The organism is Methylomonas lenta, from assembly GCF_001644015.1.
In the GTDB taxonomy this organism is placed as follows: domain Bacteria; phylum Pseudomonadota; class Gammaproteobacteria; order Methylococcales; family Methylomonadaceae; genus Methylomonas; species Methylomonas lenta.
Genome location: NZ_LUUI01000076.1, coordinates 1 through 24,780, shown reverse-complemented (window position 1 = coordinate 24,780; position 24,780 = coordinate 1). Strand labels below are relative to the sequence as shown.

Sequence of the window (24,780 nt, the reverse complement as noted above, 5' to 3'; positions counted from 1 at the left end):
CCTACAAGATAATCAAACAAAATGTTTGCGCAGCCAGAATGCTGCCTTTAGATGGTAAATTAATGAAAGCACCTTTTATCCCACTTAATGCTCCTTACAGTGATACTCAACGCGCTTGGCTGACCGGTTTTTTTGCCGGCATGCACAGTCACATGCTGCATAGTGCCGGTAGCGTTAACCAAGCCAATGCCAGAATATTGCATATTCTTTATGGTAGCCAGACCGGTAATTCAGAATCACTGGCCAACGATGCCGCCGCCAGCGCTAAAAGCCATGGCCTGCAACCCGTGGTCAAAAGCATGGACGAAGTGGAAATCGAGCAACTGGTAAAAATGGATTATCTATTAATCGTCACCAGTACTTACGGTGAAGGCGCCATGCCGGACAATGCCGAAATGCTGTGGGAAGCTGCCAGCAGTGATGATGCGCCACGCCTGGAAAACCTGAAGTATTCAATTCTTGCTCTGGGTGATACCAGTTACGACCTGTTCTGTCAGGCAGGTATCGATTGGGATAATCGCTTAGAAGCACTTGGCGCTCAACGCATTTTCGATCGGGTTGATTGTGACGTTGATTTTGAAACAGCCGCAGAACAATGGATCAGTGAAGTCATCCCGCTGATGGCAGAAGGCGCTGAAACGGTTGCCATTATCGACACAGATACACACAACGCAAAATCGACCTACAATCGGAAAAACCCCTTCTCGGCTAAATTGACTGTCAACCGTATCCTGACGGCGCTGGATTCATCCAAAGAAACCCGTCATTACGAAATATCCATCGCAGGGTCCGAGCTTAGTTATGAAGCCGGCGACGCTCTGTGCGTGATACCCACCAATTGCCCTGACTTGGTTGCCGAGATTCTTAAAGTTTTAGGCTGCAGCGGTCAAGAAGATGAACCTGTCAATGGCAAACTAACGCCATTCTCCGAAGCTTTGCGCACCCAGTTTGAAATCAAACTACCTAGCAAAGAACTGTTAGAAGAAATCGCCAATCGCTCGGGAGATCAAGAACTGAATAACCTGCTGAGCAGCGGCGATAAAGACAAATTAAACGATTATTTATGGGGCCGCGATACGCTGGATCTATTGCTGCAATTTCCTGACGTCGAGTTTTCTGCCGCTGAATTCTTGCGCCTGCTAAAACCTTTGCAACACCGCGCCTACTCCATTTCGTCCAGCGGAAAAAGATATCCTGACAGCGTACATTTAACCGTTGCCAGTGTGCGCTACGATGCTCACGGCCGCCAACATAAAGGCGTCTGTTCCACCTATTTGGCAGATTTGGCACATGCAGATACGGATGTACGCATATTCTTCACACCCAACAACAACTTCCGCGTACCCAGCGATGATAGCCTGCCGATGATTATGGTCGGCCCCGGCACCGGCATTGCCCCGTTCCGGGCATTTCTGCAAGAACGCGAAATCCGCAATGCATCCGGTAAAAACTGGCTATTCTTTGGCGACCGCAACGCCGCCAGTGACTTCATCTACCGAGATGAAATCGAAGCTATGCAAGCCAGCGGTTTATTATCCAGACTCGATCTGGCGTTCTCGCGCGATCAGGCGGAAAAAATCTATGTGCAAGATCGCATGCTGGAAAACGGTGCCGAACTATTCGCCTGGCTGGAACAAGGCGGCTATTTCTTCGTTTGCGGCGATGCATACCGCATGGCTAAAGACGTCGATCAAACTCTGCATGATGTGATATGCATTCACGGCAACAAATCCGTCACCGAAGCCATTGATTACGTCAATCAACTGAAAAAAGATAAACGTTATGTACGGGATGTTTATTAATTTGTCCGAATAGATACAGCCGTAATGTTTAGGGTGTTTTCCTGAAAGCAAAACACCCGGCAGTTTCAAAATCTTTGGTGGATTACCGATCGGCGATCCAAGGCCGTAAGGTGCAATTCATAGGGCGTCAATAGGCGTAGCCATATTGCGCAGCATGTTGGCTTTAATCATTCGGCGTATTACGCTTTCGCTAATACGCCCTACGCGGGCTAAAACATTCAACGGTAAATGTTTTAGTGCGATTAATTGAAAGTAACCAGTTCAGTGCATTTTAGTTTAGCCGCTGTAGGAGCATAGATAAAGTCCTTAATTTCATCTTCTTGGGTACTTGGATATAACTTTTCTTTTTCCATTTCCCAACGCCTCTTAAAGTAATTAAGAAACAGCTCAGACATATTCCAGTGATCAGATTCAAAGAGTTCCTGAGTCCCAAGTTTTATTTCGGATTCCCAATGAAGATAAGGCATTTTTGATACCGGCTCTGTCAAGTAAAAGCTGTTAAAAACCTCCATCTTTCTGGATTCCTTACGGATAATAATAAACAGCGGTAGGCTGGGCAGACCGTCATAGACGAAAACACCCAGCGAACCTGTTATGGTATCGTCGATGCGGCTGATCACATCTTCCAGCGAGACTTTGAATAATTTGGAATATTCATTGAATTCATGCGGATTAAAGCCATTGGTTTCCTGGGCGCGTAACTCACCACTTCTGCTATCAGGTTTTAAAATTAGCATTCTGAAGTGAACGCCGGTTTTTATTGCATTTTCCAGTTCCCTTGATTTATTCTTGAAACGAGGATCGAAGGTTATCAGCCAATAGACATAATCGCCCGGTTTTAGCCCATGCATAATTTGACTGAAATCGAATTCTTTATTAGTGATGCCTAGGAACCCCCTTTTAACGGAATTCATTAAAATGCTATCGACATACTTGCCCAACGATTGGCGCAAACTTATTTCCGCGTCTTTATGTTCTTCAGCGGCAATAAACCAATGATGAAAATAACCGACCGAGACAATCACGGATAGGAATAAACCAAATTCCGAAATGATTTTAAATACCCATTCATATTCTTGGTAGGCCGAATTATGAGCCAGCCCCTCAAATAATTTATAAAGGGTAAATCCGCCAAAAACCATTACTAGCGCTAACAGCCATTTAAGTTTTATTGTTGTGGTCATAATCGTTCCTTATATTTGGTAAAAGGTATCTCTAAGTATTGAAGCCTTGCCAATACGCCAAATGGCAGGTGTTGATCCCTGTATGAGAGTCTTCCCAAGTACGGATTGCAATTCAGCCACAGGTATTAAGTGTGTGAACTGGGCTCGGGCAATCCAACCGTCAAAAGTTGATCAGTAACTGTTACACATATTGCTAGCGGTGCGTTAGATTCATAGAGTTTGAGCGTTGAATATACAAAAAATTAGCCTGTTTTGCTTGCGTATCTAATTCAACAGCGAATTATTCGCGAATTTTAGTGACAATCAGCATCGCTAATAAGGCAAACGCACCTGAGCAAAAGAAAGCCAGCCCGCGTATCTCCGAATACGCTTCACTATTCGGACCTACGGCCCTAAAGCATCATACGATGCGCTTCATAGGGAAGAAACGATGATTTTAGCATTGACACAAATTTATTACCGTCTATGATCAGGTGCAAATAAAGCCCGTAGGATGCACTAAGCAAAATCGATGCACATCAATCGCGACAAATGCAGTTAGTGCCTCACTGAATCCTTGTATGATGAATTTTAACAACGAACAGCCCAGAAAAACCAGGAGAAAATCTCATGCAGCAAGAAGAAAAACTTAGGTATTTAAAAACGGCTCTATCGGTCATTGGCGTGATTTACATTATCGGTGTTCCGGCAATGATGATGCTGATTTGGCCGTCAGGTTGGGGTTGGACGCCGGCACAACCAGAATACGAACACATGATTATGGGTGTCTATGCCACTTTAGGGGTGTTTTTATACTTAGCCGCTAAAGATCCATTAGCCCATGCCAGCCTTATCTGGTTTACGATCTGGTCGAATATTGTCCACGGTGGCATTATGTTTTATTACGCCATTGTTGATGAAACCGACCGGATAAATCTATTGGGTGATATCCCCGCTTTATTTATTGTAGCTTTTGTCTTGTGGTATCTGATGCCAACAAAAACTCGTTATTTTGGTTAAAAATAACAAAACACGGGATCAGCCGCGTAGGATACGCACCGCGAACCTTTTTGGCGTTTGATTCATCTGAAACTATTGAAAATGGTATGCGGAGCATACCCTACGCGGCTAACAATCTCAAATCAAAGCATGGAGAAATTTATGAAAAAATTATTCAGTTTAAATGTATTTGGAATTAGTCTTGTTCTTGCAGGTTCTTTGGTTTCTAATTCAAACGCAGCAACTGTCTGGACTAACTGGGAAAGTGCAACTCTCGGAACTAATGGCACTGCAATTGGTTCCCTCGGTAATGTCAGCATTACCTATAATGGCCAGCTCCTAAATAACACTAATATTTCAGGTAACAGTACTTTATGGAACCCTTTGACAACATATATCGGTGGTTCGGTCGACGCATCACCCGCGGTTGTAGGGGATATATTGACTCTAAATCAATCGCCTGGGATTATCACTTTCTCGTCAACTGTCACCAATCCGTTAATTGCATTCTGGAGTTTAGGTCAACCTGGAATTCCAGCGAGTTTCGAGTTTAACGCAACTCCAGTAGTTCAAGCCGGAGGACCCAACAGCATTTATGGCGGCTCTTCAATTACTGTAACTGGTAACTCCGTTTTGGGAAGTGAAGGAAATGGAATAGTCCTATTTGAAGGTGAATTTAAAACTATTGCATGGACAAACACTTATGAAAATTACTATGGAATTACGGTGGGAACTGCCAAACCTGTTCCAGTTCCTGCGGGCGCTTGGTTATTTTTTACTGGCATGGCATCTCTAATCGGTATTACAAAATTTAGAAGAAAATGCTAATCGAGTAACCGAAGGTAACTAGCCCCCAGTCCCCACACCACTCAGCGTGCGGTTCCGTAAAGCCGCGTACTTTTTTGGCGTGTGATTCATCTGAAACTATTGAAAATGGTATGCGGAGCATACCCGCGGCTGATGTGAGTCGTGAAAAAATGGATTCATTTGGTGAAATGTCTTTCAATCCAAGGTGATTGTTGGGCTTCCTGTCGTCAGCCCAACCTACCGTGCTATCTGCAGACCCTGGCTAACTGGGGATACAATCTGCTCATAGCAATTCAAATTGCATTGACTGGGAATGCTGCAACAATAGCGTGCGAGTAGTTACAAGGCATGAATGTTGAAAATCTCGCCACGAAGTCTGCTCTGAGCCTAACCTATGGGAAGCAACTGGAAGGGATGAATTTTCATGAACCAAATTCTTAAAACAGTATTCCGTATGTTTTCCTAAAACATCGTGTTTTCATGGTAGATTTGTCTGGTTAGTAGGTAAATCATTTGTAAAGGTATGCGTTATGATTATTCGAAAGAAAGGTTACTATCTTCTGGTCACGGCAATCTGTATTTCCGCGACCTCATTCCCAACACACGCGTGGAGAGCCTACGGAGGCGGAAGCGGAGTTGCCTATGGACCTCACGGCGGTTCGGCGTCCTGGAGTCATGGCTCCGGGGTCGCCTATGGACCTCACGGCGGTTCGGCCGCCTGGAGCCACCCTCATGGCTATGGCTATGGCTATCATCCCCCCGCATATTATGGCGGCGGCGGTTACAGCGGAGGCGCTGTCGCTGCGGCAGGTGTTGCCGGTCTCGCGGTAGGGGCTATGATTGGCGCAGCTGCAGCATCCCGCCCCCCGCCCCCGCCTACTACCATTGTGGTGCAACAGCCCATGGCGCCTGCGCCGATGATGCTTGGCACTAGCCTGACCTACCTGCCGGCTGGTTGCGTAAATATAAATATCAGTTCGGGTCAATATTATCAATGTGGCATAAACTGGTTTAGACCCTATTTCGGCAGCAACGGCGCCTATTACCAGGTAGTTCCAGCACCGTACTAAGTTTGCTGAACGATAGCTAGACCAATACCCATCACTGTTAGTTTTATAAAGAGATCTGATCATGCAAAATGAACCAAAGTATTCCAGAAATATGTCGTCAAAACTTATCCTGTTACCCGTGATCGTTCTTGCACTTTCCTCACAAGGCTGCGCAAACCAGGAGAAAATTCCCGTCGATGTGCAAACTCAAGCCGCAGCAAAGACAGCAGAACAACAACCGGCGGCGCAAGCTGAAAATCCTGCACCGCCTCCGGCGCCGATTATTGAACAATATGCTCTGGATAGGCTTAAGCAGATGAGTGATAAACTAGCCTCTAGCAAGACAATCACCTATCATTCGAACAGCTTTATCGAACTACAAGCGGTTACCGGTCAATTTCTAACTTTTTTTGTCGACTCCGATGTTGCCTTGCAGCGGCCTAATAAATTACGGGTCAATGTTTCAGGTGACGTATCGAACTTTCAACTGTATTTCGATGGGTCAAATGTTTCGGCCTTCGATCCAGAGAAGAATTTATATGCTGTTTCCAAGCCAGTCAATACCATGGATGAAATGCTGGAATTTGTAATGAATAAGGCTCAAATTAACTTTCCCGCTGCGGATTTTATGTATAGCGATCCTTACGCAGTAATGACCAAAAATTTAACCCATGCTATCGTAGTGGGCCCATCAATGGTTAACGGGATTCCTTGTGAACATTTCGCCTTCATGGAGCCTGGTATAAATTGGGAAATCTGGATCGAAAGCGGCAAAAAAGCACTGCCGCTCCGTTTAGCTATGACCTATAAGCAAATCCCAAACTTTCCCCGTTTCCTGGTTGAATACGCAGACTGGAATCTGAATCCCAAGCTAAGTGCAAATACCTTTGAGTTTAAAATACCCGCCAATTCCAAACAAATAGAGTTTGATGCTTATCGGGCTGAGCAAAAAGCAAAGTAAATTGATGAGGATAAAACGATGAACCGAATGAAAAAAATACTTTTGTTTGCCAGCTTTACCTCGGTGATGATGACATCATTTCCTGCCGGGGCTTGGATGGCTGCCGGTTATCGCGGCTTCGCTGTTGGCGGCGGCGGATCAGGAGCCGCCTATGGCCGTTACGGTGGTTACGCATCCTGGAATCATGGCTCAGGTTACGCTACCAACGCCTATGGCGGATCGGCGGCCTGGAATCATGGCTCTGGCTACGCTCACGGGGCTTACGGTGGCTCAGCCTCATGGAATCATGGATCCGGATCTGCCTATGGAGCACGCGGAGGCTCGGCTGCCTGGAGTAATGGTTCTGGGACTGCAACCGGGCCTCATGGTGGCTCAGCCACCTGGTCGAGGTAGGCTAATAAATACAATGAAAATGCCTTTGCCCATGAACGAAATGTCAGGTAAAAGAGCATCATATAAATAGCCTAATACCTTAAATCAAGGCTATGTTTGCCTTAATAGCCCGCGTAGCTCCGAATAGCGTTAGTGTATTCGGAGGAATGAAGGTTTAAATTCGTCCTTTAAAACTTTGCGTGAGCTGCGCAACATAGTTTGAATGACGGTACACCGAATAATCAAGTACGAACTGATAATGGAAAAACATAAATTGTCAGGTCACTTATGCGTTCGGTGTTAGATTTTTACCGAACAAGGATAATGTCCGCTATGAATAATATCTCTATTTCCGATATTCTTGAACTTCTGGTGCAGGGGCGCATTCGGCTTGCTGAGCTTATCTGGGACAGCGTTGCCGCAGTGCCGGAAGCCGTAGAAGTTTCACCCGAGCTTAAAGCTGAACTAGAACTGTGCTTGCTGGAGTTCGAAGCGAATCCGGAAGCTGGTTATTCCAGGGATCAGGTGAAATCATGCCTTAAAGATGGCGCATGGCGTACCGCCTGAAATTTTCTAAACGAGCGTTACGTGAAACGGGCGAAGCCCAAGAATGGTATGAATTACAAAGCCCTGGTCTCGGTGAAGAATTTATTGCTGCAATGAAGCTGTATTGCATGATGCCCGAAATCCGAATCGTTGGCCTAAAAACCGCTAACCCATCGTTCAACACGGACGCACCCGGTGAAACAGGTTGCCTGGAGAGAGTGATACCGATTACTGTTGACCGGCTTCGATCAACTGGCCAAAGCTGATACCACCATCGCCGGCCGGTAGCTCTTCATGCAAATAGACATCGAACCCTTGTTTGACTAATCCTGCCAGCGCCTGCTCCGTCAACAGTCTGTTTTGAAAAACACCACCCGACAAGCCCACTTGCGATACTGCATATTTTTCTCGATGAAGTACGGCCTGATCAACAATAGCCGCCGCTAAACTGGCATGAAACACCGACGCTCGTTCTGATGGACTGATGCTGGAATCCTTTAAAAAAGCTATCAGCGGGCTCCAGTCTGTGATGAGGATTTCAGACCCATCTTTCATCTGCGGCAACCCAATGATCTGATCGGTTTTACGACCAACTGCTTCCAATTGCATGGCTGCATGGCCTTCATAACTGGAATGCTGCGCAATACCAATCAACGCTGTAGCGGCATCAAACAGGCGCCCGGCAGAACTGGACTGTGGGCAATTTATTTTGCGTTCCCAGGCTGCTCGTAGCAGCTGGCTATCTTGCTGACAGTCCGGCCAATCTTGACCAATCTGCCAACACAACGCTAAGGCGCAACGCCAGGGTTGCCGACTGGCTTTATCGCCACCGGGCAGATAAAACGACTTCAACGATCCCACGCGGCGCCACTGCCCGGGGCTACCAAGCAATGTCTCACCGCCCCAAATACTGCCGTCTTCGCCATAGCCGGTGCCATCCCAGGTAAAAACCAAAGACGATCCTGTTAAAGCATGCTCCCCCACCAACGCCGATGCATGGGCATGATGATGAAAAACCGGCACAACTGGCAGTTTGGCTTGTCTGGCCCACTGATGAGAGTGATAACCCGGATGTGCATCGCATAAGATGGCTTCAGGCCGGACGCCATAAAGCTGCTGAAAATCGGCAATCACTTGTTCAAAAACCTGCCCGCTTCTTAGGCTACCCAGATCGCCAATATGCGGCGAAATAACTATTCGGTCGCGAAACCCCAGAGCTATGGTATTTTTCAGATCGGCACCCACAGCTAATAAAGGTTGTTTAAACTGAAAACTCACTTGGCGCTCTATCGGCGCAGCACCGCGCCCTACCCGTAAGGGGCGGGTTTTGCCGGCAATGCAACGATAAACTGAATCATCCGCCGGGCGTCGGATAGGCCGATCATGATGTAAATAAGCATCCGCTATTTTTTGAAGCCTGATTTCGACATCATCGGCATCTGTCAGCACAGGTTCGCCACTTAAATTTGCCGAGGTAGCCACTAGCGGCTTGCCAACAGCATTGGCCAGCAAATGATGCAGCGGACTGTAAGGCAGCATCAAGCCCAGCTCATTTAAATCTGGCGCTATCGCCTCTGTCAGCATGGAGTTAAGCTGTTTTTTTACCAACACAATCGGTCGCAATGGCGAGCAAAGTCGTTGTTTTTCGCAATCTCGCAAATCGGCCAGTTGCTCGACCAGCTCCAAGCCATTTTCGCCGCGCCAGGGCACCAGCACTGCTAGCGGTTTGTCCGGACGAATTTTTCGCTGTCGTAAACGATTGACCGCCAAAGCTTGAGTCGCATCGCATAGTAAATGGTAACCACCGACACCTTTAACGGCGATGATCCAACCCGCTAGCAAGCCTTCCACACAAGCCGACAAGGCGGTTTCGTTTCCAGAGACATCGGCAAAACCTAGGCGGCGAAAAGTCAGGCTAGGGCCACAAACGCTACAAGCTAAAGGCTGCGCATGATAGCGGCGATCGAGTTGATTGCTGTATTCAGCATGGCAGGCCGGACACAGAGGAAAGTCCGCCATTGCCGTGTTGGGCCTGTCGTAAGGTAAGCGATCGATGATGGTGTATCTTGGGCCGCATTGGGTACAATTGATGAAAGGATAACGATAACGCCTCTCCTGCGGATTTTGCATTTCGGCCAGACAATCGTCACAGACAAAATAATCCGGCGGTATATGGTTATCCAAACTTGCGCCCGTTTCACTCCCTAGAATTACAAATTCGCTAAAACCCTCAGCGGCAACTGGCTTAGAGTTTGGAGGCTGCGGTTGGGATAGCGGCGGCGCGCGATGAACAAGTCCGATTTTGAATGCCGTTAGGGCATCAGCCTGCCCTTCGACATGTATCTCCACTTGTCCACTGCAATTTCGCACCCATCCGGTCAAACCTAATTCATGAGCCAGCCGACTGACAAAAGGCCGAAAACCGACGCCTTGCACCCTGCCGGTGATAACGATGCGCAGCGCCAGCACAGTCATCTTGCCGTGCAAACAGACTCAGGACACTTCAGCGATTTCAGCCGATTCTTTACGCAGTCCACTAGACCACCAAATACGGCAAGCGCCTTCATCCGATACCATGCAAGGACCGACTGGATTACGCGGGGTACAGGGTGAGCCATAAATGCGACATTCCAGCGGGGTAATTTTGCCCAACACCACCTTGGCACAATCACAACCCGGCGGCATTTGACCGGCATTTTCACGCGCTTGTTTGGCAAAATCCGGAAACCGTAACCGCACATTGTGTTCAGCATAGCGTTGGTTTAACTCGAAACCGGAGGCCGGAATCACGCCAATGCCACGCCAAGGCGCATCGACTACATCCATCGTGGCTTGGATTAAACGTTTAGCCACTGGATTGCCTTGCGGCCTAACCAGTTGTGAGTAACAATTATCCAAAAAAGGCCGCTGCTCTATCAGCTGCCGTAATACCGAATACGTCGCCGCCAACAAACTTTCCGTTGTAAAGCCGGCGATGGCAGCGGGGATATGGTGTTTATCCACCACAAAAGACCACTCTTCAGGTCCCATTACGGTAGACACATGGCCGGGCGCAATCAGCGCATCAAATCCTGGTTGTTCGGACTCCAACAACATAGACACAGCCGGCCAGGTCAATCGTCCACTTAACAACAACAGCAGATTAGCCGGAATGCCTTCGGCTATCATGCCGGCTACCGGAGCGATGGTGGTTTCGAAACCGGCAGCAAAAAACACCACGGTTTTATGCGGCTCGGCACGGGCTATTTTGACCGCCTCCTGTGGCGAGGCTACCGGGCGTACATCGGCACCTGCAGCTTTGGCCTGCTCCAATGTTCGTATATCTTTTTTAGCAACATTCACCGGCACCCGCAGCATATCGCCAAAGCTGACCAGCACGATATCTTCCTGCAAGGCCATTTGAATGGCCTGATAAATATCTTGCTCCGGGCAGACACAAACTGGACAGCCAGGACCGGGAATCAAATCGATTTGACTCGGCAAAGCCTTGCGTAAACCCGCCATAGAGATAGAGCGCTCGTGTCCACCGCACACATTCATCAAACGCACTTTGTTGGGCAAGGGCAAATCGCAAATTTTTTGCAGCCATTCTTGGGCAGTGTGCATCAGGGTTTACCTTTTGAGGATGTTTCAGGCTAGTGTAACTGGACGAAAATGCACTTCCGCTGCATTTAGATGCAGATTTTGCCCATCTTGTTGCACGCGAGGCTTAATGGTCTGCTGTTGCTGGACACGTAGCTTGTGATCGCTGACTTCCTGTTGCAACCAGTCCAACCAGGCATTCAAACCATCACCGCTACGACTGGAAAGCGGCAATACAGGTATCTGACTAGCCAAAGCCCGCTGACAATGCTCGGCCTTTTCCAATGAAAAATCATCCAGATGCGGTAACAGATCGGTTTTGCTGATCAGCATTAAGTCGGCGGCACGAAACATTACCGGATATTTGGCCGGTTTGTCGTCGCCTTCGGTCACTGACAACAAGGTGACATTGCGGTGATGCCCCAAATCAAAACTAGCCGGACAAACCAAATTGCCGACGTTTTCTATGAATAGCAGATCGATAGCCGCTAAATCAAGCTGCGGCAGCGCACCCTCGATCAAATGTGCATCCAGATGACAGGCGGTACCGGTGGTGATTTGATAAGCCGGCACACCTTGCGCCCGAATGCGATCGGCATCGTTTTCGGTTTCCAGATCACCTTCTATGACGGCCATCTTCAGTTTATGTTTGAGATTTCGGATGGTGGCTTCCAATAACGCCGTCTTCCCAGACCCCGGGGAAGACATTAAATTGATCACCAAAACGCCCTGCGCATCAAAAGTAGCCCGATTACGTTCGGCCTGCTCGTTGTTGTGTTTGAGTAAATTACTCAACACGGAAACAGCCGTGTTGGTTGCTTTTGGTTTAGGCGGGGTAAAAATTAAATGACGATTGCCCGCCGTCACATTACAGCCACAGGTATTACACATAATCAAACTCCCTACAGTTTTTACTCAGGCTAGAACTCAATCCACACCCTCTAATTCAACTCGCGCCAGAATCAGCTCGTCGCCACTCAGTAGCCGAGTATCAAAGCCACCACACGACCTGCAAAGCAGATTATTGGCGCTGGCTTCGGATTCTATAGCGCACTGATTACACACAACCCTGACCGGCTGATTTTCCAAAATCAGCTCGGCTAGTTCGGCCACTGTGCCGACACAAGCCATACTAAACGCGCTGTCTAACAACAGGGGTTCGACACCCGATAGCGGCCCTATTCTGACAGTGATAGACACCACCTTTTCAGCATGGTGTGTTTCTGCGATAGCCTTGACTTGATCCAGCAAATCCTCGCAGAGCGAAAGCTCATGCACTAGCGACTTCCTGTAAATACATTTCGTCAAATAACTCCCAGGCAGTATGCGCATCTTGTTCAGAAATTTTCTGAATGGCATAACCCACATGGATTAGCACGTAATCGCCTACCTGCAGATCATCGTCTTGCAGCAAAAATAAACTGACTTCGCGCTGCACACCTTTCGCGGTGCACTTGGCGTTATAGCCATCGATATGACTAATTTGCATAGGGATAGCAAGGCACATAGCAGTTTCCTGTTAGATAAAAATATCATGTCGATCAATAGTTATGACCTCAATGATAATGCACTGGTGACAATTTAGCTAAAACCATTGTATTTAAGCGAGACTCGGCCGTTCAAGCCAGATCATAGTGCGGTGTGAATATTGAGATTGATATTCACCAACCAAAGATTACCCCCTATTCATGCTTTCATAACTATGTAACCTAAACACCTGCCTGAAAAACGCTGGCAAACGTTTCAGGTTTAATATCAATAGGGTCAAAATAGACACCTAAGTTCAATCGAGTTGAACGATCATGATCGCCCCCGATTGTCCTACAATCTTTGGTTATCAATGGCCGTTAATTGATATACAGCTGCCATAAATGCTGTGTATCCAAATCAAAAACCGAAACTTGGAGCTCAGCCAAAAACCAGAGTCTGCTTCAAATTGGAATAAAAACGAAAGCAATCACGTCATTTTGGTAGTTGTCTTTTGTCTTGTATTCCCTGTAACCCTTACTGGCGGCAATGCCCAGCACATAATTTTCTCCAGAATGCTTGATTAACATCGAACTGGTTTGGCCGTTTTTCAATTTAAAATATGTATCATCTATTGGCAGTTTCTCGCCCACGCGATATAAAAAATGATTAGCAACGCTCAAAATCATCCCTTTGCGATCAGTAAATACCGCAAAACTATTCTGCATAATAGAACCGTCAGGCTCTTTTGGCAGGACTTCGCTCAGCATCACAGCTAATTGTGGTTCACTGTCAAATACAATGCCAATCCCACCCAACACTTTACTAGTGTCCGTCAAATCAGTAATGGCAGCGTTGTAAATATAGGTGTGACGATCGTTATAAAGGGCTGTCGGTGTAAAGCTGGACACGCTATAGGATTGGCTATCAGCATTAACCATAGCACTCCTAAAACCCGACGATTCATCGACCCTCATACCCACCGAACCTAATTGCTGAGGACTTGAAACGGCGAGTATTTCGCCTTGTGTATCGTACAGGTATAGATTGGTATAAACCGTATAAAGGGTGTTGATATAAGAGAGAATTTCACTGATCTCACTGGTGTCGGCATCAGAAAGGTCTGACTTTGCCAGATTGCGGCGAAACGCCGAAGTCAAAGCCCACCATCTGCAATCGTTGGCGCGCTCGTAAAGATTGCGATCCATGATGTCTACCGCCAGCGATGCCAGGAAACCGGCATTATTGAGATGCGATGACATCACTGTTACTTCCTGTAGGCTTTTGACCGAGGCATTGAAGATATTGGCAATGTCAGAACCAATCTGTTTGATAGCCTCCAACACCGGCATAAATTCCGCAGCATTTTTTCGCGCCGAAGCTATTTTTCCGTTCAACACCAATAAGCCAAGGTCAGCATTGATATCTAGCGAAGCTTGACGGATTTCTTTTAGTTCCGATGGAAAACTGTCAGATTGGTCAATGATCGCTGTGTATTCCTGGCCATCTTTAACAGACACGTCTCGATTAAAAGCTGAATCTAGTCGGGTTAACATCTGCCCGTGCCAACCCAGACCATAAAAACCTTGATAACCATTGGTGCTTCTCCTGTTAATGATGTAATCATACTGTTGAAAACGAGCCAATGAGATCGTTGCCGACTTATTAGATCTAGCACTCAGTGGTAATATCTGTTCGTTACTGCTAGCAATAACTCGTCCCTCTGAGTTCAAAATGCTGATGACTTCGCTACTAGATTCGCATACCAAATTGGCAAAGATACCCTGCATTTCATCGTCAAATCAAAAACACAAACACAGTACACCGAGAGTTTGCGAGTTTTTTTGATCAGTTTCGGTAATCTTGCAGGAATAAATTAACGAATGGCGTCGATTTGCTTGCAGCTCGCTATAGCGAAAGGTTTCCACGTAGGCCTGGTCCGAGGCTAAGGTTTCCTGTATTAAAGGATCAGTTGACGCAGTGATTTGATTACTTGGGTCTAAATGTGCTCGGATTTTTCCACACGTGTCGAATATGATAATTTCATCGTAAACACTGTACTTTTTGACATATTCCTTTAGTCGACTTTCAATAAAATCAACTTGTCTGACATCAGGCTGAGACTGCTGCAGAAAAACCCGAATATCATCGTCTGTTGCCAGAAACCCTACGTCGGCCGTCCGTTCATAAAGATTGCGAATCAGTAAATCGATGGCAACTTGCGCCCTGGAAGCGTTATCCAACGCTAGTTTTTGTAAATTTTCGCGTAACAAGCTGCCAGTCAGTTTTTTCTGCAGTTCCCCAAATTTACTTTGAGTACGATGCATGTCATCCAAAATCGTCGACGCAACATTGTGACTATTAATCTTGCCGATGAGAGTGATTTTCCCCCACCATTGGTTCAATTGTGCTAATCGGTTTTCAAAGCTTTTGACCTCAGCCATGGCGGCTAATAGTTTGATTGAGTGGGTATTGATTAAAGTGTCCATGATTCCTCGTCCAACGATGTGAAATGATCAATAACGGTAAGCATTCATTTTTGATTCAACCTGATTTGCTTAGAGCTCTTAAGCAAAATTCACACCATTGGCTTTATGCTGATTTTACTGAATTAAATGTCAATCGATAATCTACTGCGCACTAAAACGGTGCGCGCTGCACCTTAATAATGTCTAAAATCATTCCTCGCCAGGAACCATGGCCTCGATTCAATAACTTAGCTAATCCCAGATAACGGCACAAAACATGCTAACTGGTTTCACAGCCGTTTTTTTTGGATTATGACGCATTAATTATGCAACGAACTACCGCAAATCAGTTTTCCAAAAATCTTTCCCCCAGCCTAATGGGTTTGCTACAAGATAGAGAACGAATGCTTTGTACTTTGATGAGTAATCTGAAAGGTATGGTCTATTGTTGCCTGTTAGATGCTGATTGGACAATGGTGTTTGTGAGTGACGGTTGCTTATCGTTGACTGGCTATAGCCCTGAAGATTTGTTGTTTAACCAAATCGTTTCCTATGAAAAACTGACTTTCCCTGATGACCGCCTCTGGGTACGAGAGTTGATCGATAATGCGGCAAAATCGAATCAGCAATTTGAACTTGAATACCGCATTACCCATGTCAACGGCGAAACCCGCTGGGTACATGAGAGCGGCTTACCTTTGTTTAATGAAAATTATGAGTTAGTGGCTCTGGAAGGATTCATTCAGGATATAACCACGCGCAAACATAGCGAACAACTCGCCCGCGACGCAGAATTACGTTATCGCTCTATCTTCGAAAACGCCATTGAAGGCATCTATCAAACCACACCCAACGGCCAATACCTGGATTTTAATCCAGCCTTGGCACGGATATACGGATATGGATCACTCCAAGATCTGAAAAACAGCATTTCCGATATTCAGTACCAACTTTATGTTGATCCAAACAAGCGTGCTGAATATGTTGCACTTCTTAAAACGTTAGGTAAAGTGCAAAGCTTTGAGGCGCAGGTGTATCAAAAAAACGGTGACATCATTTGGATTACTGAGAACGCCAGAGAGGTGCGAGACCAGGACGGTCAGTTATTATTTTACGAGGGTACAGTCGAAGATATTTCTGAGCGCAAAAACTACGAACAACAAATCGAATACCAAGCCACGCATGACAGTTTAACGGGTTTACCTAACCGTACCATACTGACTGATCGTTTGCAGCAATGTATGAGTTTTGCCGATTGTCATGATCATAAAGTGGCCGTTGCATTTCTTGATCTCGATCACTTTAAACTGATCAACGACAGCATGGGACACCATATTGGCGATGGATTGCTGACAGTAATTGCTGAGCGACTGTCGAAGTGTGTTCGCGAATCTGACAGCGTCGTTCGCTTAGGCGGTGATGAATTTGTCTTGTTGCTAACGTGTTTACAAAAAGTTGAAGATATTACTCAGAGAATGCTGCGCATACTCAGTGCTGTGGCAGAGCCCTGTATTGTTGATAAACTCGAGTTTATCGTTTCATGTAGCATAGGGATTAGCGTTTATCCGGGCGATGGCAGCGATGCAAATACCCTGCTAAAACACGCAGACTTAGCCATGTATAAGGCCAAACAGTCCGGACGCAATACTTTTCAGCTTTACACGCTAGAGTTGAATCAAGCATTGAAGAAACGGATAGAAATTGAATATAGCCTCCGCCACGCTATCGAAAATGAAGAATTCTTATTGTATTTTCAGCCCAAGATCAACCTGGCAACCGGCAAGCTTTGTGGCGCTGAGGCGTTGATTCGCTGGCAACCGAAAGATGGCCCGTTAATATCTCCACTGAGCTTTATTCCTGTCGCCGAAGAAACCGGACAAATCGAAGCGCTCGGTCGATGGGTATTAGGCAATGCTTGCCGTGCAGCTAACCAATTTAGTCAGTTACTGGGTAAACCTTTCTCTGTGGCTGTGAATGTCTCGCCACGACAGTTTCGCCATTGCGACCTCGTTAGCACAGTGGAACAAGTTATCAAGGATACGAATGTTAATCCAGGTTGTTTGGAACTGGAAATCACCGAATCTTGCCTCGTGCATGATACGCCAGCCTTTATCAAAACCCTCCATGACCTTAAATCGCTAGGACTAACATTGGCGATTGATGATTTTGGCACAGGTTATTCGAGTATGGCGTATTTGAAAGATTTTCCGGTTGACCGATTAAAAATAGATAAGGCATTTGTTGGCAACCTTGAAAACGAGCCCGCCAATGTTGCCATCCTTAAAGCTATCATAGCCTTGGGACACAGTTTTGGTCTAAAGGTAGTAGCAGAGGGCGTTGAAACAGCCTATCAACAAGCCTATTTACATGGAATGGGCTGTGACGAGTTACAAGGGTATTATTTCAGCAAGCCTTTACCATTAGCTGACTTCTTACTGATCTTAAAAAAATAGGATATGGAACTACCTATTCGTTTAATGACTTGCACTACGTATTGTCATCAGGTTAAACGTGTTCAAGTTCGGCTAGCTGACGCTCTCAATTTGAATAGCTTTAACAAAGCCAATTTAGTTGCCCAGCCCCTTGCAGAGGTACAACTTTGATTTACGACTGGCTGCTTTGGGTTGCTATAGATAGCAATTTCAAAGACTGAACACGATCCCCTAAGATAATAACTCAACTATTAGAGGCACCTTCGAGTATACTCAAATCCTAGCCTCTGATTAAGTTCATCTTTGATCACGCTGACTCTCGACATCTTTCCGGTTCCAGCCGCTCGGTTCCACCTTAGTCAATTAGTTAGTTGGCATCAATAAATTCATGTAATCAGGGACACCAACCATAATCCTTTGCAATCAGCTTATAACTTGCAATGCTCAAAACTCTATATAAAAAGCTATTCGAGCGAACTGGCTTTACACTTATTAACGATAATCGAAGCGGTCGATTGGTCGCTGTGATTGAATGTATATTTAATCAGAATGCTCGTGATGCCGGGGCTGCAAACTTTCCAGCGCTTAACGGGCCAATTCTTGATCTATGCAACGAATACAATGTTGGCATAGTTGAAATGCCTTGTCCTGAAATGCGTTTTTTGGGTTTTGAAAGAAAACGACAACCAGGGCAATCAATTAGAGATGCACTTGATACGGTTGAAGGCCGTAACTGTTGCAGAAAAATGAGCATCGATATTGTAGACCGCATTGAAGATTACACTAAGCAGGGATATCAGCTATTAGCCATCCTTGGCGGCAATCCAATGAGTCCAGGGTGCGCAATTCATTGTCAAGACAGTAATTTACTAGCTCATTCAGGGGTATTCATGAAGGAACTTCAGGATGAACTTCGGAAACGGCATATTGAAATACCTTTTAAAGGCATCCGAGATTCTGATCCGGAAATGTTTGCACTGGATATTGAGTGGGTGCGCGAAATTTTTTCTGCCAGAGGTTAAGTTATCCCTTTTAGCCGCCACGATGTCAAACGGCTGAAAAAATAAAATCTTCGCACCACTAACCGATTTTCTGAATACCGTTCGTTCTAATTATTTTAAGCAGCGAAAGGTATTGGATTTGCAAAGATGAGTGCCTTACAACTGTGATTGCAGATAATTGGGCAGACCAATACGTTCAATCAAACCCAATTGCTGTTCCAGCCAATGAGCATGATCATGCTCGGTGTCTTCCAGCATCACCCGTAAAATTTCGCGGGTTTGATAATCCTGCACCGATTCGCAAAATGCCATTACTTTGCGCAAGTCCCTGACTACTTTTAGCTCCACTGCCAAGTCGTTTTGCAGCATATCCTTTACCGTATGGCCTACCTGCAAAGGCTCCCGTTTGCTTAAATCAGGCATGCCTTCCAAAAACAGGAGGCGCTTGATCAAAGCGTCGGCATGATTGGTTTCGTCCTGCACTTCATGCGCGATGCGCTCGTACAATTTATAAAAGCCCCAGTTTTCATACATGCGGGAATGGATAAAGTACTGATCGATGGCTGTCAATTCGCCAGCAAGTAGTTCATTTAATTGCGCAATGACTTGTTCGTTGCCTTTCATTCGATGTCTCCGATTACGCTTAATGTAGAGTTATGCTGTCTACTGAAATAGTTTATCACCCTACTGTTGAATAATACGCTAGATTTTGTAGCTCGAACTTGGGTAGCGAACAGCTCAATCCGACGGCACAAACTCCAGACGAAATCAGTACCAAACCCGAAACCCCACCACCCCACGCACACTATGGTGATGTTCGCGCAAGGACTCTTCCTCGACATAATCAAAACCCACATAGGGCGCAAACTCTCGCTCGATTTCGTAGCGCAAGCGCATGCCGGCTTCGAATTCGGTAATACCGGCCTTGACGCCACGATATTGCAAATCCTGGGCTGCAACATTAACTTCGATGCGCGGTGCCAGAATCAGCCGTTGCGTCAGCAACAGTTCATAGCCCAAGCTCAAACGCCCCAGCACATTGCCGTTCTGAGTAATAAACATAGCGCTATCGACTTCGATGAAATACGGTGCCAAACCCTGAAAACCGATTACTGCATCAAAAGTGCGTTCCGGTTCGAAAGCCCGACGGGCACCGATCTGAAAATCCCAAAAAGTATCGATATTGCGGCTATATAACATCTGTAAATCGGCACGACCGAAAATATCCTGATCACTGGAATAGTCGCCCTCGGTTTTCAACCATAGCTTGTTTTCGTCGTTTCCGATCCATTGTTGCACATCCCATTTGAACAAATGCAGATCCTGGTTACCCTCGTATTCCAGGCGTTCGGCTTTGAAATGGCTGAAAATCATGTCGTCGTCTTGCGCCTGAGTATGACCGGCAAACAGCACCAACAGTAGAGTCCTGGCAACTCTATTCATGCTGATGAGCCGCATGATCTGCTGTTTTTTCGACGATGAATTTGCGAAACATGCCGGTATCCATGTGATACAGTAAATGGCAATGAAACGCCCAATCGCCCTCGGCATCCGCCGGCACGTCGACGCTGACAGTCTGTCCTGGCTTGACATTGATAACGTGTTTTTTGGGGCTATACATGCCATTACCGTTGTCCAGATATTGCCACAAGCCGTGCAGATGAATAGGATGATTCATCATGGTTTCATTGACATAATGAAAGCGGATGCGCTCACCCAGTTTGACCCGAATCGGCTCGGCATCGGAATATTTCACATCATCAAAAGACCAGATATAGCGGTTCATGTTACCGGTCAGGCGCAGAGTGATTTCCCGATCCGGCGGACCCATCAAGCCATGTTCGGGGATGGCGGCTTTTAAGTCGCGATAATCCAGCACGGAAGTCGCTGCCAAATCCGTATCAGTGTCGTGTGCCGGCATGTTGGCCTGATGCGATGCATGTGCAGAGTGATTGTCGGCCGACAGGGGGGCGTGATCGGATGCAGCCGTTACATCTTGCGCCTCTAAAGTCAGGGCTTTATCGGTATCATGGCTGCCATGCCCGGCATGCGCCCCACCCATCTCTGCTAATGTCAGTAAAGTCATAGGTCGCAAGGCTGGAGCCGCTACCAGCAAATCCTCTCGCGGAGTCAACGAGGCATGGGCATAACCACTACGATCCATAGCTTCGGCAAAAACACTATAAGCCTGTTCCGTTTGAGGCTTTACCAGCACATCGTAGGTTTCCGCTACTGCTATGCGAAATTCCTCGACATCGACAGGGGCTACCGACTGCCCATCTGCAGCAACTACCTGCATTTTCAAACCGGGGATGCGCACATCGAAATGGGTCATGGCTGAGGCGTTGATGAAGCGCAAACGCACCTTATCACCCAGCTTAAACATATACTTCTGCCCTGCTTCAGGCGTCTTACCGTTGATCAAAAAATGATAGGTTGCGCCGTTAACATCGGCGATATCGGTCGGCTCCATGCGCATTTGTCCCCAGGCCATGCGATCGGCAACGGTTTCCCAAAACCCCAGCCGTTCGATGTCGCTAAAGAAGTCAGCTAGCGTACGTTTTTGGAAATTGTAATAGTCGCTCTGCTTCTTTAAGCGGGCCAGCGTGCGGTGCGGATCGGCTTCCGGCCAATCCGACAGCATCACCACATAATCACGATCAACTAATTGTTGGTCGTGACTTGGCTCGATAATAATGGCGCCAAACAAGCCTTGTTGTTCTTGCATGCCGGAATGGCCGTGATACCAATAGGTGCCATGCTGTTTGACTTGAAATTGATAGCTAAAAGTCTGTCCCGGCGCTATGCCATCAAAACTCACGCCCGGCACACCGTCCATTTTGTAAGGCAACACAATGCCGTGCCAATGGATTGACGTCTCTTGTTGCATGGCATTGGTAACCTGTAATGTCACGTCTTCACTTTCCCGCCAATGCAGCGTCGGCGCCGGCAAGCTATCGTTGGCAACGACAGCCACTTGCGGCTCGCCAATAAGATTAACGGACTTTTCGTTAATGACTAAACGGTAAGTATCGGCATAAACCGAATGGACACCGACATACAAACCGAAGATGGCAAACATCACTGTGCTTATGCGAGTAGGTGTTGTCATGATTTTTTTACTTGGCACATCAACACCTCCCAATCGGCAAAATAGGCTTGCAATAATATATTGACTTTTAAATGAAAATCATTATCATTTGTATCTGACAGCTTTCTCTCGTGCTGTCACCGGCGCACCTGATCATTCTCCAGTGTATTAGCAGTGTGCGCCGTTTTTAACTTTTTATTTTTCAAGAGGTTTGTATGCTTTCAGCCAATGCCAATACTACCGGCAAACAGGACATGATCCAATTGCATGCCGCCACCTGCCTGATGATGACTCGCTTCATCAACGGCCGCCATTGTCCCAAGCTGGCACATGTGATCGTACAGCAACTGCAAAAACTACTCTCCCATCCTGTTACGCAAGAAATACCCGACAGCCGCGATATGTATCTGCAGTTACTGGAACACTGGCAAAGCGTATTGAGTTCACTTTTGGAGCAGAAACAGGCAGCACGACCAAGCCATCTTTACTAATGAATGAAACGACAGTGACAAACCTCAATCAACAATATAGTACCGAACCGTCCAAACCGGAACCAACCGGCAACCGGCGCAAGTTCAGCAGCAAACAGTTGTTTGCGGCGCAAAACGAAATTGTTATAGAGCACATGGGCGAAGAATACCGCCTACGCATTACCAGTAACGGTAAATTGATCCTGACCAAATAATTTTTCGACTCAATCGCATAGCCAGCCAACCTAAGGGTAAGCCAGCCAAGCACCAATAACTGCTTAGCGTGAGGCTATATGATTGCCAATCTTTGTTTCCTCCAGTTCGCCGCCGTATCTAACCGCCCACAACGCGAGCCGATAGTCTCTCAATTCGGTAGATTGACCGGAAATCAAGCCTATAGAACTTGGCTTGGCATTGGTATTGCCGCTGGCATGCATCTGGCTATTTTGGTTTTGTTGCCCAACGAGACTAACGAAACAGTTATTACCCCACCGCAACCCATCATGGTCAACTGGTTCAGTGCAGCGGCAGAAACAAAATTCACCTCACCGCCTCCCAAGTCGATGTCACAGCCGGATAGGGTCGTAAAAAAAACCAACCCCAAACCCAAACCCTTGCCGAAAGTCGCCAAATCGAAACCAGTATTGGCTACAACCAACGAAACCGCTTCGCCACAGACAGTGCTGAAGAGCGAATACGAACCGCAACAACTGCCGCCGACAACATCCGCGCAACCCGCCCAGTCGGTCGAATCCACAGCCAGCGCAGCCAGCGCGACCAGTGCTGAAAGCGAGCAGGCACCGTTGTCGCTACCAAGTTTACAAGCCGATTACCTGAATAACCCGGCGCCAGATTACCCAGACGATTCGCGTCGGCAAGGCGAACAAGGTCGGGTCTTGCTGCGGGTATTTGTCAATGCTGCCGGAGTAGTCGAACAAGTGGCGCTACGCAAATCCAGCGGCCACCCCCGCCTGGACCAAGCGGCCCTGGAAACCGTAAAAACCTGGCGCTTCGTGGCGGCCAGGCGAGGCACCGAAGCTGTTGCAGCCTGGGTGGTAGTACCAATTTCATTCAGCTTAGAAGGTTAATCCTATGACATTCAATCAAAATATCAGTCATTTTTTGTCACAAAGCGATGGCGTCGGCCAGGCGTTGTTTACGTTGCTGCTGGTGATGTCTATCAGCAGCTGGTATTTCATCGTCATCAAAGCCTGGCAAGGCATGTCCAACCGGCGGCAAACCCGGCGATTCCTGGATCAATTCTGGAATGCCGCTTCGCTGGATGAAGTCGCTCAACAACTGCATCAGCATCGTGATGATGAGCCTTTTTCGCATCTGACCTATCACGCTATCAATGCCACACGTCACCATGCACTTCACGGCGTACAACGTCTGCAGGAAACCGGATCCGCCGGCGAGTTTCTGACCCGGGCGATTCGACGCGTCATCGACGAAGAAACTGCCAAGCTGGAATGGGGCCTGACAGCACTGGCTTCAATTGCCAGCACCTCGCCCTTCGTCGGTTTGTTTGGCACCGTCTGGGGCGTTTACCATGCCTTGCTCGGCATCGGCCAAAGTGGACAGGGCTCGCTGGAACAAATCGCCGGCCCGGTCGGTGAAGCCTTGATCATGACCGGACTAGGGTTGGCGGTGGCGATTCCGGCAGTACTGGCTTACAACGATTGCGTACGTTCCAATCGCCTGTTACTGGCGCAACTGGATGCCTTTGCCCACGACCTGTTTGCATTTTTAACCACCGGTTCAGCCATCATCGCTTCCCAAGTTGACGCGACTGCCTCACAAAAACTGACCTTGATCAACACGGGAGTGAAGTAATGGCATTCGGTAGCTTCGATCAACACAAAACCGGCGGCCATACCGTGGCCGAAATCAACATGATTCCGCTGATCGATGTGATGCTGGTGCTATTGGTGATATTCATGATCACAGCTCCCATGATGACGCACACGGTGAAGATCGACTTGCCCAAGGCCAGCAGTCAGCCGCCACAGGCGACAGCAGTCGAACCGGTCAATCTGGCTATCGACGCCGAGGGGAAATTGTTCTGGAATCAGGAACCAGTAAGCCGCGAACAGTTGCAGCAAAAACTGGCACAACTGGCTCTTGAACCGGATGCTGCAGAACTACACATTCGAGCAGACAAAACCGCCGCCTACCAGTTTGTCGCCGAAACGCTGGCTGACGCAGCACAAGCCGGCGTTAGTCGCATCGGCTTTGTATCGGAACCGGATAAAACCTAATCCAGCCAGACAAAATGGGATAGATGGAACCCAACAAAATGCAGGCAACTTTTGCATCTCGCTATTTAGAATGATTCTCAATAATTAAACAGAATATGACATCCGTTTATGAAAATACTCCATTTATTCTTTGGCACGCCCCTCACGGTGAAGATAGAAATTGACACGAAATTTTTCACATCCCTGATAGAAACCGGCCAAATCCATGTTACCGACTTTCGCTGCCTGGATCTAAGTTCGAAGCAAATCGTCTGGAGAATGCTGCTGTCGCTAGCCAAATCCAGATTTAGGAATATGCATGGAATATCA

24 protein-coding genes are annotated in these 24,780 nt (G+C 47.1%); 13 read left to right on the top strand and 11 right to left on the bottom strand.

Annotated features, from left to right (window positions below; genetic code table 11):
- Nucleotides 1-62: 62 nt before the first annotated feature.
- Entirely contained in the window at nt 63-1,802 is a 1,740-nt protein-coding gene (locus tag A1359_RS04840; protein WP_066978957.1) for a diflavin oxidoreductase, read from the top strand.
- Nucleotides 1,803-2,044: 242 nt separating this feature from the next.
- Here the strand turns inward: A1359_RS04840 and A1359_RS04835 are convergent, their stop codons facing one another.
- The gene (locus tag A1359_RS04835; protein ID WP_066978800.1) at nt 2,045-2,986 is read right to left on the bottom strand and encodes a hypothetical protein; all 942 of its coding nucleotides are present in this window, start codon (nt 2,984-2,986) and stop codon (nt 2,045-2,047) included.
- A 609-nt stretch (nt 2,987-3,595) separates the two neighbouring features.
- On the opposite strand from A1359_RS04835, the gene A1359_RS04830 reads away from it, so the two are divergent.
- The 5 genes from A1359_RS04830 (at nt 3,596) to A1359_RS04805 (ending at nt 7,720) form a co-directional block, all read left to right on the top strand.
- A complete protein-coding gene (locus A1359_RS04830) occupies nt 3,596-3,985 on the top strand; it encodes a DUF6632 domain-containing protein (RefSeq protein ID WP_066978796.1) in 390 nt (129 codons plus the stop codon).
- Nucleotides 3,986-4,126: 141 nt separating this feature from the next.
- Nucleotides 4,127-4,792: a hypothetical protein gene (locus A1359_RS04825; protein ID WP_066978793.1), complete on the top strand. Its 666-nt coding sequence runs from the start codon at nt 4,127-4,129 to the stop codon at nt 4,790-4,792.
- A gap of 1,110 nt (nt 4,793-5,902) precedes the next feature.
- The gene (locus A1359_RS04815) at nt 5,903-6,781 is read left to right on the top strand and encodes a DUF2092 domain-containing protein (protein WP_083960502.1); all 879 of its coding nucleotides are present in this window, start codon (nt 5,903-5,905) and stop codon (nt 6,779-6,781) included.
- Nucleotides 6,782-6,799: 18 nt separating this feature from the next.
- Entirely contained in the window at nt 6,800-7,174 is a 375-nt protein-coding gene (locus tag A1359_RS04810; protein ID WP_066978783.1) for a hypothetical protein, read from the top strand.
- 312 nt (nt 7,175-7,486) lie between these two features.
- The gene (locus A1359_RS04805) at nt 7,487-7,720 is read left to right on the top strand and encodes an addiction module protein (protein WP_066978780.1); all 234 of its coding nucleotides are present in this window, start codon (nt 7,487-7,489) and stop codon (nt 7,718-7,720) included.
- A 207-nt stretch (nt 7,721-7,927) separates the two neighbouring features.
- Here A1359_RS04805 and hypF read toward each other — a convergent pair whose 3' ends face one another.
- The 7 genes from hypF to A1359_RS23070 form a co-directional block, all read right to left on the bottom strand.
- Complete coding sequence (gene hypF, locus A1359_RS04800; protein ID WP_232322121.1) at nt 7,928-10,186, bottom strand: carbamoyltransferase HypF; 2,259 nt, start codon at nt 10,184-10,186, stop codon at nt 7,928-7,930.
- A 6-nt stretch (nt 10,187-10,192) separates the two neighbouring features.
- Complete coding sequence (hypD, locus tag A1359_RS04795) at nt 10,193-11,305, bottom strand: hydrogenase formation protein HypD (RefSeq protein WP_066978774.1); 1,113 nt, start codon at nt 11,303-11,305, stop codon at nt 10,193-10,195.
- A gap of 24 nt (nt 11,306-11,329) precedes the next feature.
- Nucleotides 11,330-12,172 carry a hydrogenase nickel incorporation protein HypB gene (hypB, locus tag A1359_RS04790; protein ID WP_066978772.1) on the bottom strand — a complete coding sequence of 281 codons (843 nt, stop codon included), beginning with the start codon at nt 12,170-12,172 and terminating at the stop codon, nt 11,330-11,332.
- 36 nt (nt 12,173-12,208) lie between these two features.
- Complete coding sequence (gene hypA / locus A1359_RS04785) at nt 12,209-12,559, bottom strand: hydrogenase maturation nickel metallochaperone HypA (protein WP_066978769.1); 351 nt, start codon at nt 12,557-12,559, stop codon at nt 12,209-12,211.
- Nucleotides 12,552-12,788: a HypC/HybG/HupF family hydrogenase formation chaperone gene (locus A1359_RS04780; RefSeq protein ID WP_066978766.1), complete on the bottom strand. Its 237-nt coding sequence runs from the start codon at nt 12,786-12,788 to the stop codon at nt 12,552-12,554. The genes hypA and A1359_RS04780 overlap by 8 nt, the downstream gene beginning before the upstream one ends.
- 424 nt (nt 12,789-13,212) lie before the next feature.
- Nucleotides 13,213-14,394, bottom strand: a complete 1,182-nt coding sequence (locus A1359_RS23075) for a hypothetical protein (RefSeq protein WP_232322120.1) — start codon at nt 14,392-14,394, stop codon at nt 13,213-13,215.
- Nucleotides 14,395-14,550: 156 nt separating this feature from the next.
- Nucleotides 14,551-15,237: a hypothetical protein gene (locus tag A1359_RS23070; protein WP_232322119.1), complete on the bottom strand. Its 687-nt coding sequence runs from the start codon at nt 15,235-15,237 to the stop codon at nt 14,551-14,553.
- Nucleotides 15,238-15,542: 305 nt separating this feature from the next.
- Between A1359_RS23070 and A1359_RS04770 the strand changes: the two genes are divergently transcribed.
- Both A1359_RS04770 and A1359_RS04765 read left to right on the top strand, forming a co-directional pair.
- On the top strand, nt 15,543-17,669 hold the full coding sequence (locus tag A1359_RS04770) for a bifunctional diguanylate cyclase/phosphodiesterase (protein WP_232322118.1): 2,127 nt from the start codon (nt 15,543-15,545) through the stop codon (nt 17,667-17,669).
- Between the two features lie 419 nt (nt 17,670-18,088).
- Nucleotides 18,089-18,670, top strand: coding sequence for a hypothetical protein (locus A1359_RS04765; protein WP_066978763.1), 582 nt, complete (start codon nt 18,089-18,091; stop codon nt 18,668-18,670).
- A 135-nt stretch (nt 18,671-18,805) separates the two neighbouring features.
- Here A1359_RS04765 and bfr read toward each other — a convergent pair whose 3' ends face one another.
- The 3 genes from bfr to A1359_RS04750 form a co-directional block, all read right to left on the bottom strand.
- Nucleotides 18,806-19,273 carry a bacterioferritin gene (bfr, locus tag A1359_RS04760; protein WP_066978760.1) on the bottom strand — a complete coding sequence of 156 codons (468 nt, stop codon included), beginning with the start codon at nt 19,271-19,273 and terminating at the stop codon, nt 18,806-18,808.
- Between the two features lie 144 nt (nt 19,274-19,417).
- Nucleotides 19,418-20,092: a copper resistance protein B gene (locus A1359_RS04755; protein WP_232322117.1), complete on the bottom strand. Its 675-nt coding sequence runs from the start codon at nt 20,090-20,092 to the stop codon at nt 19,418-19,420.
- Nucleotides 20,085-21,761 carry a copper resistance system multicopper oxidase gene (locus A1359_RS04750; RefSeq protein ID WP_083960501.1) on the bottom strand — a complete coding sequence of 559 codons (1,677 nt, stop codon included), beginning with the start codon at nt 21,759-21,761 and terminating at the stop codon, nt 20,085-20,087. Before A1359_RS04750 ends, A1359_RS04755 begins: the two co-directional genes overlap by 8 nt.
- Nucleotides 21,762-21,955: 194 nt before the next feature.
- On the opposite strand from A1359_RS04750, the gene A1359_RS04745 reads away from it, so the two are divergent.
- The 5 genes from A1359_RS04745 to A1359_RS04725 all read left to right on the top strand — a co-directional run bounded on the left by A1359_RS04745 (nt 21,956) and on the right by A1359_RS04725 (nt 24,471).
- Nucleotides 21,956-22,231, top strand: coding sequence for a hypothetical protein (locus tag A1359_RS04745; protein WP_066978753.1), 276 nt, complete (start codon nt 21,956-21,958; stop codon nt 22,229-22,231).
- Complete coding sequence (hemP, locus tag A1359_RS23425; protein ID WP_066978750.1) at nt 22,231-22,425, top strand: hemin uptake protein HemP; 195 nt, start codon at nt 22,231-22,233, stop codon at nt 22,423-22,425. The genes A1359_RS04745 and hemP overlap by 1 nt, the downstream gene beginning before the upstream one ends.
- A 78-nt stretch (nt 22,426-22,503) precedes the next feature.
- A complete protein-coding gene (locus tag A1359_RS04735) occupies nt 22,504-23,298 on the top strand; it encodes an energy transducer TonB (RefSeq protein WP_066978747.1) in 795 nt (264 codons plus the stop codon).
- Between the two features lie 4 nt (nt 23,299-23,302).
- Nucleotides 23,303-24,046: a MotA/TolQ/ExbB proton channel family protein gene (locus A1359_RS04730; protein WP_066978744.1), complete on the top strand. Its 744-nt coding sequence runs from the start codon at nt 23,303-23,305 to the stop codon at nt 24,044-24,046.
- Nucleotides 24,046-24,471: an ExbD/TolR family protein gene (locus A1359_RS04725; protein ID WP_066978741.1), complete on the top strand. Its 426-nt coding sequence runs from the start codon at nt 24,046-24,048 to the stop codon at nt 24,469-24,471. Before A1359_RS04730 ends, A1359_RS04725 begins: the two co-directional genes overlap by 1 nt.
- The last annotated feature ends 309 nt before the right edge of the window (nt 24,472-24,780 follow it).

Coding starts and splice junctions, on each gene's coding strand:
- A1359_RS04840 (WP_066978957.1), top strand. CDS start 63: ATGAAAGCACCTTTTATCCCACTTAATGCTCCTTACAGTGATACTCAA.
- A1359_RS04835 (WP_066978800.1), bottom strand. CDS start 2,986: ATGACCACAACAATAAAACTTAAATGGCTGTTAGCGCTAGTAATGGTT.
- A1359_RS04830 (WP_066978796.1), top strand. CDS start 3,596: ATGCAGCAAGAAGAAAAACTTAGGTATTTAAAAACGGCTCTATCGGTC.
- A1359_RS04825 (WP_066978793.1), top strand. CDS start 4,127: ATGAAAAAATTATTCAGTTTAAATGTATTTGGAATTAGTCTTGTTCTT.
- A1359_RS04815 (WP_083960502.1), top strand. CDS start 5,903: ATGCAAAATGAACCAAAGTATTCCAGAAATATGTCGTCAAAACTTATC.
- A1359_RS04810 (WP_066978783.1), top strand. CDS start 6,800: ATGAACCGAATGAAAAAAATACTTTTGTTTGCCAGCTTTACCTCGGTG.
- A1359_RS04805 (WP_066978780.1), top strand. CDS start 7,487: ATGAATAATATCTCTATTTCCGATATTCTTGAACTTCTGGTGCAGGGG.
- hypD (WP_066978774.1), bottom strand. CDS start 11,305: ATGCACACTGCCCAAGAATGGCTGCAAAAAATTTGCGATTTGCCCTTG.
- hypB (WP_066978772.1), bottom strand. CDS start 12,172: ATGTGTAATACCTGTGGCTGTAATGTGACGGCGGGCAATCGTCATTTA.
- A1359_RS04780 (WP_066978766.1), bottom strand. CDS start 12,788: ATGTGCCTTGCTATCCCTATGCAAATTAGTCATATCGATGGCTATAAC.
- A1359_RS23070 (WP_232322119.1), bottom strand. CDS start 15,237: ATGGACACTTTAATCAATACCCACTCAATCAAACTATTAGCCGCCATG.
- A1359_RS04770 (WP_232322118.1), top strand. CDS start 15,543: ATGCAACGAACTACCGCAAATCAGTTTTCCAAAAATCTTTCCCCCAGC.
- A1359_RS04765 (WP_066978763.1), top strand. CDS start 18,089: ATGCTCAAAACTCTATATAAAAAGCTATTCGAGCGAACTGGCTTTACA.
- bfr (WP_066978760.1), bottom strand. CDS start 19,273: ATGAAAGGCAACGAACAAGTCATTGCGCAATTAAATGAACTACTTGCT.
- A1359_RS04755 (WP_232322117.1), bottom strand. CDS start 20,092: ATGAATAGAGTTGCCAGGACTCTACTGTTGGTGCTGTTTGCCGGTCAT.
- A1359_RS04750 (WP_083960501.1), bottom strand. CDS start 21,761: ATGACAACACCTACTCGCATAAGCACAGTGATGTTTGCCATCTTCGGT.
- A1359_RS04745 (WP_066978753.1), top strand. CDS start 21,956: ATGCTTTCAGCCAATGCCAATACTACCGGCAAACAGGACATGATCCAA.
- hemP (WP_066978750.1), top strand. CDS start 22,231: ATGAATGAAACGACAGTGACAAACCTCAATCAACAATATAGTACCGAA.
- A1359_RS04735 (WP_066978747.1), top strand. CDS start 22,504: ATGATTGCCAATCTTTGTTTCCTCCAGTTCGCCGCCGTATCTAACCGC.
- A1359_RS04730 (WP_066978744.1), top strand. CDS start 23,303: ATGACATTCAATCAAAATATCAGTCATTTTTTGTCACAAAGCGATGGC.
- A1359_RS04725 (WP_066978741.1), top strand. CDS start 24,046: ATGGCATTCGGTAGCTTCGATCAACACAAAACCGGCGGCCATACCGTG.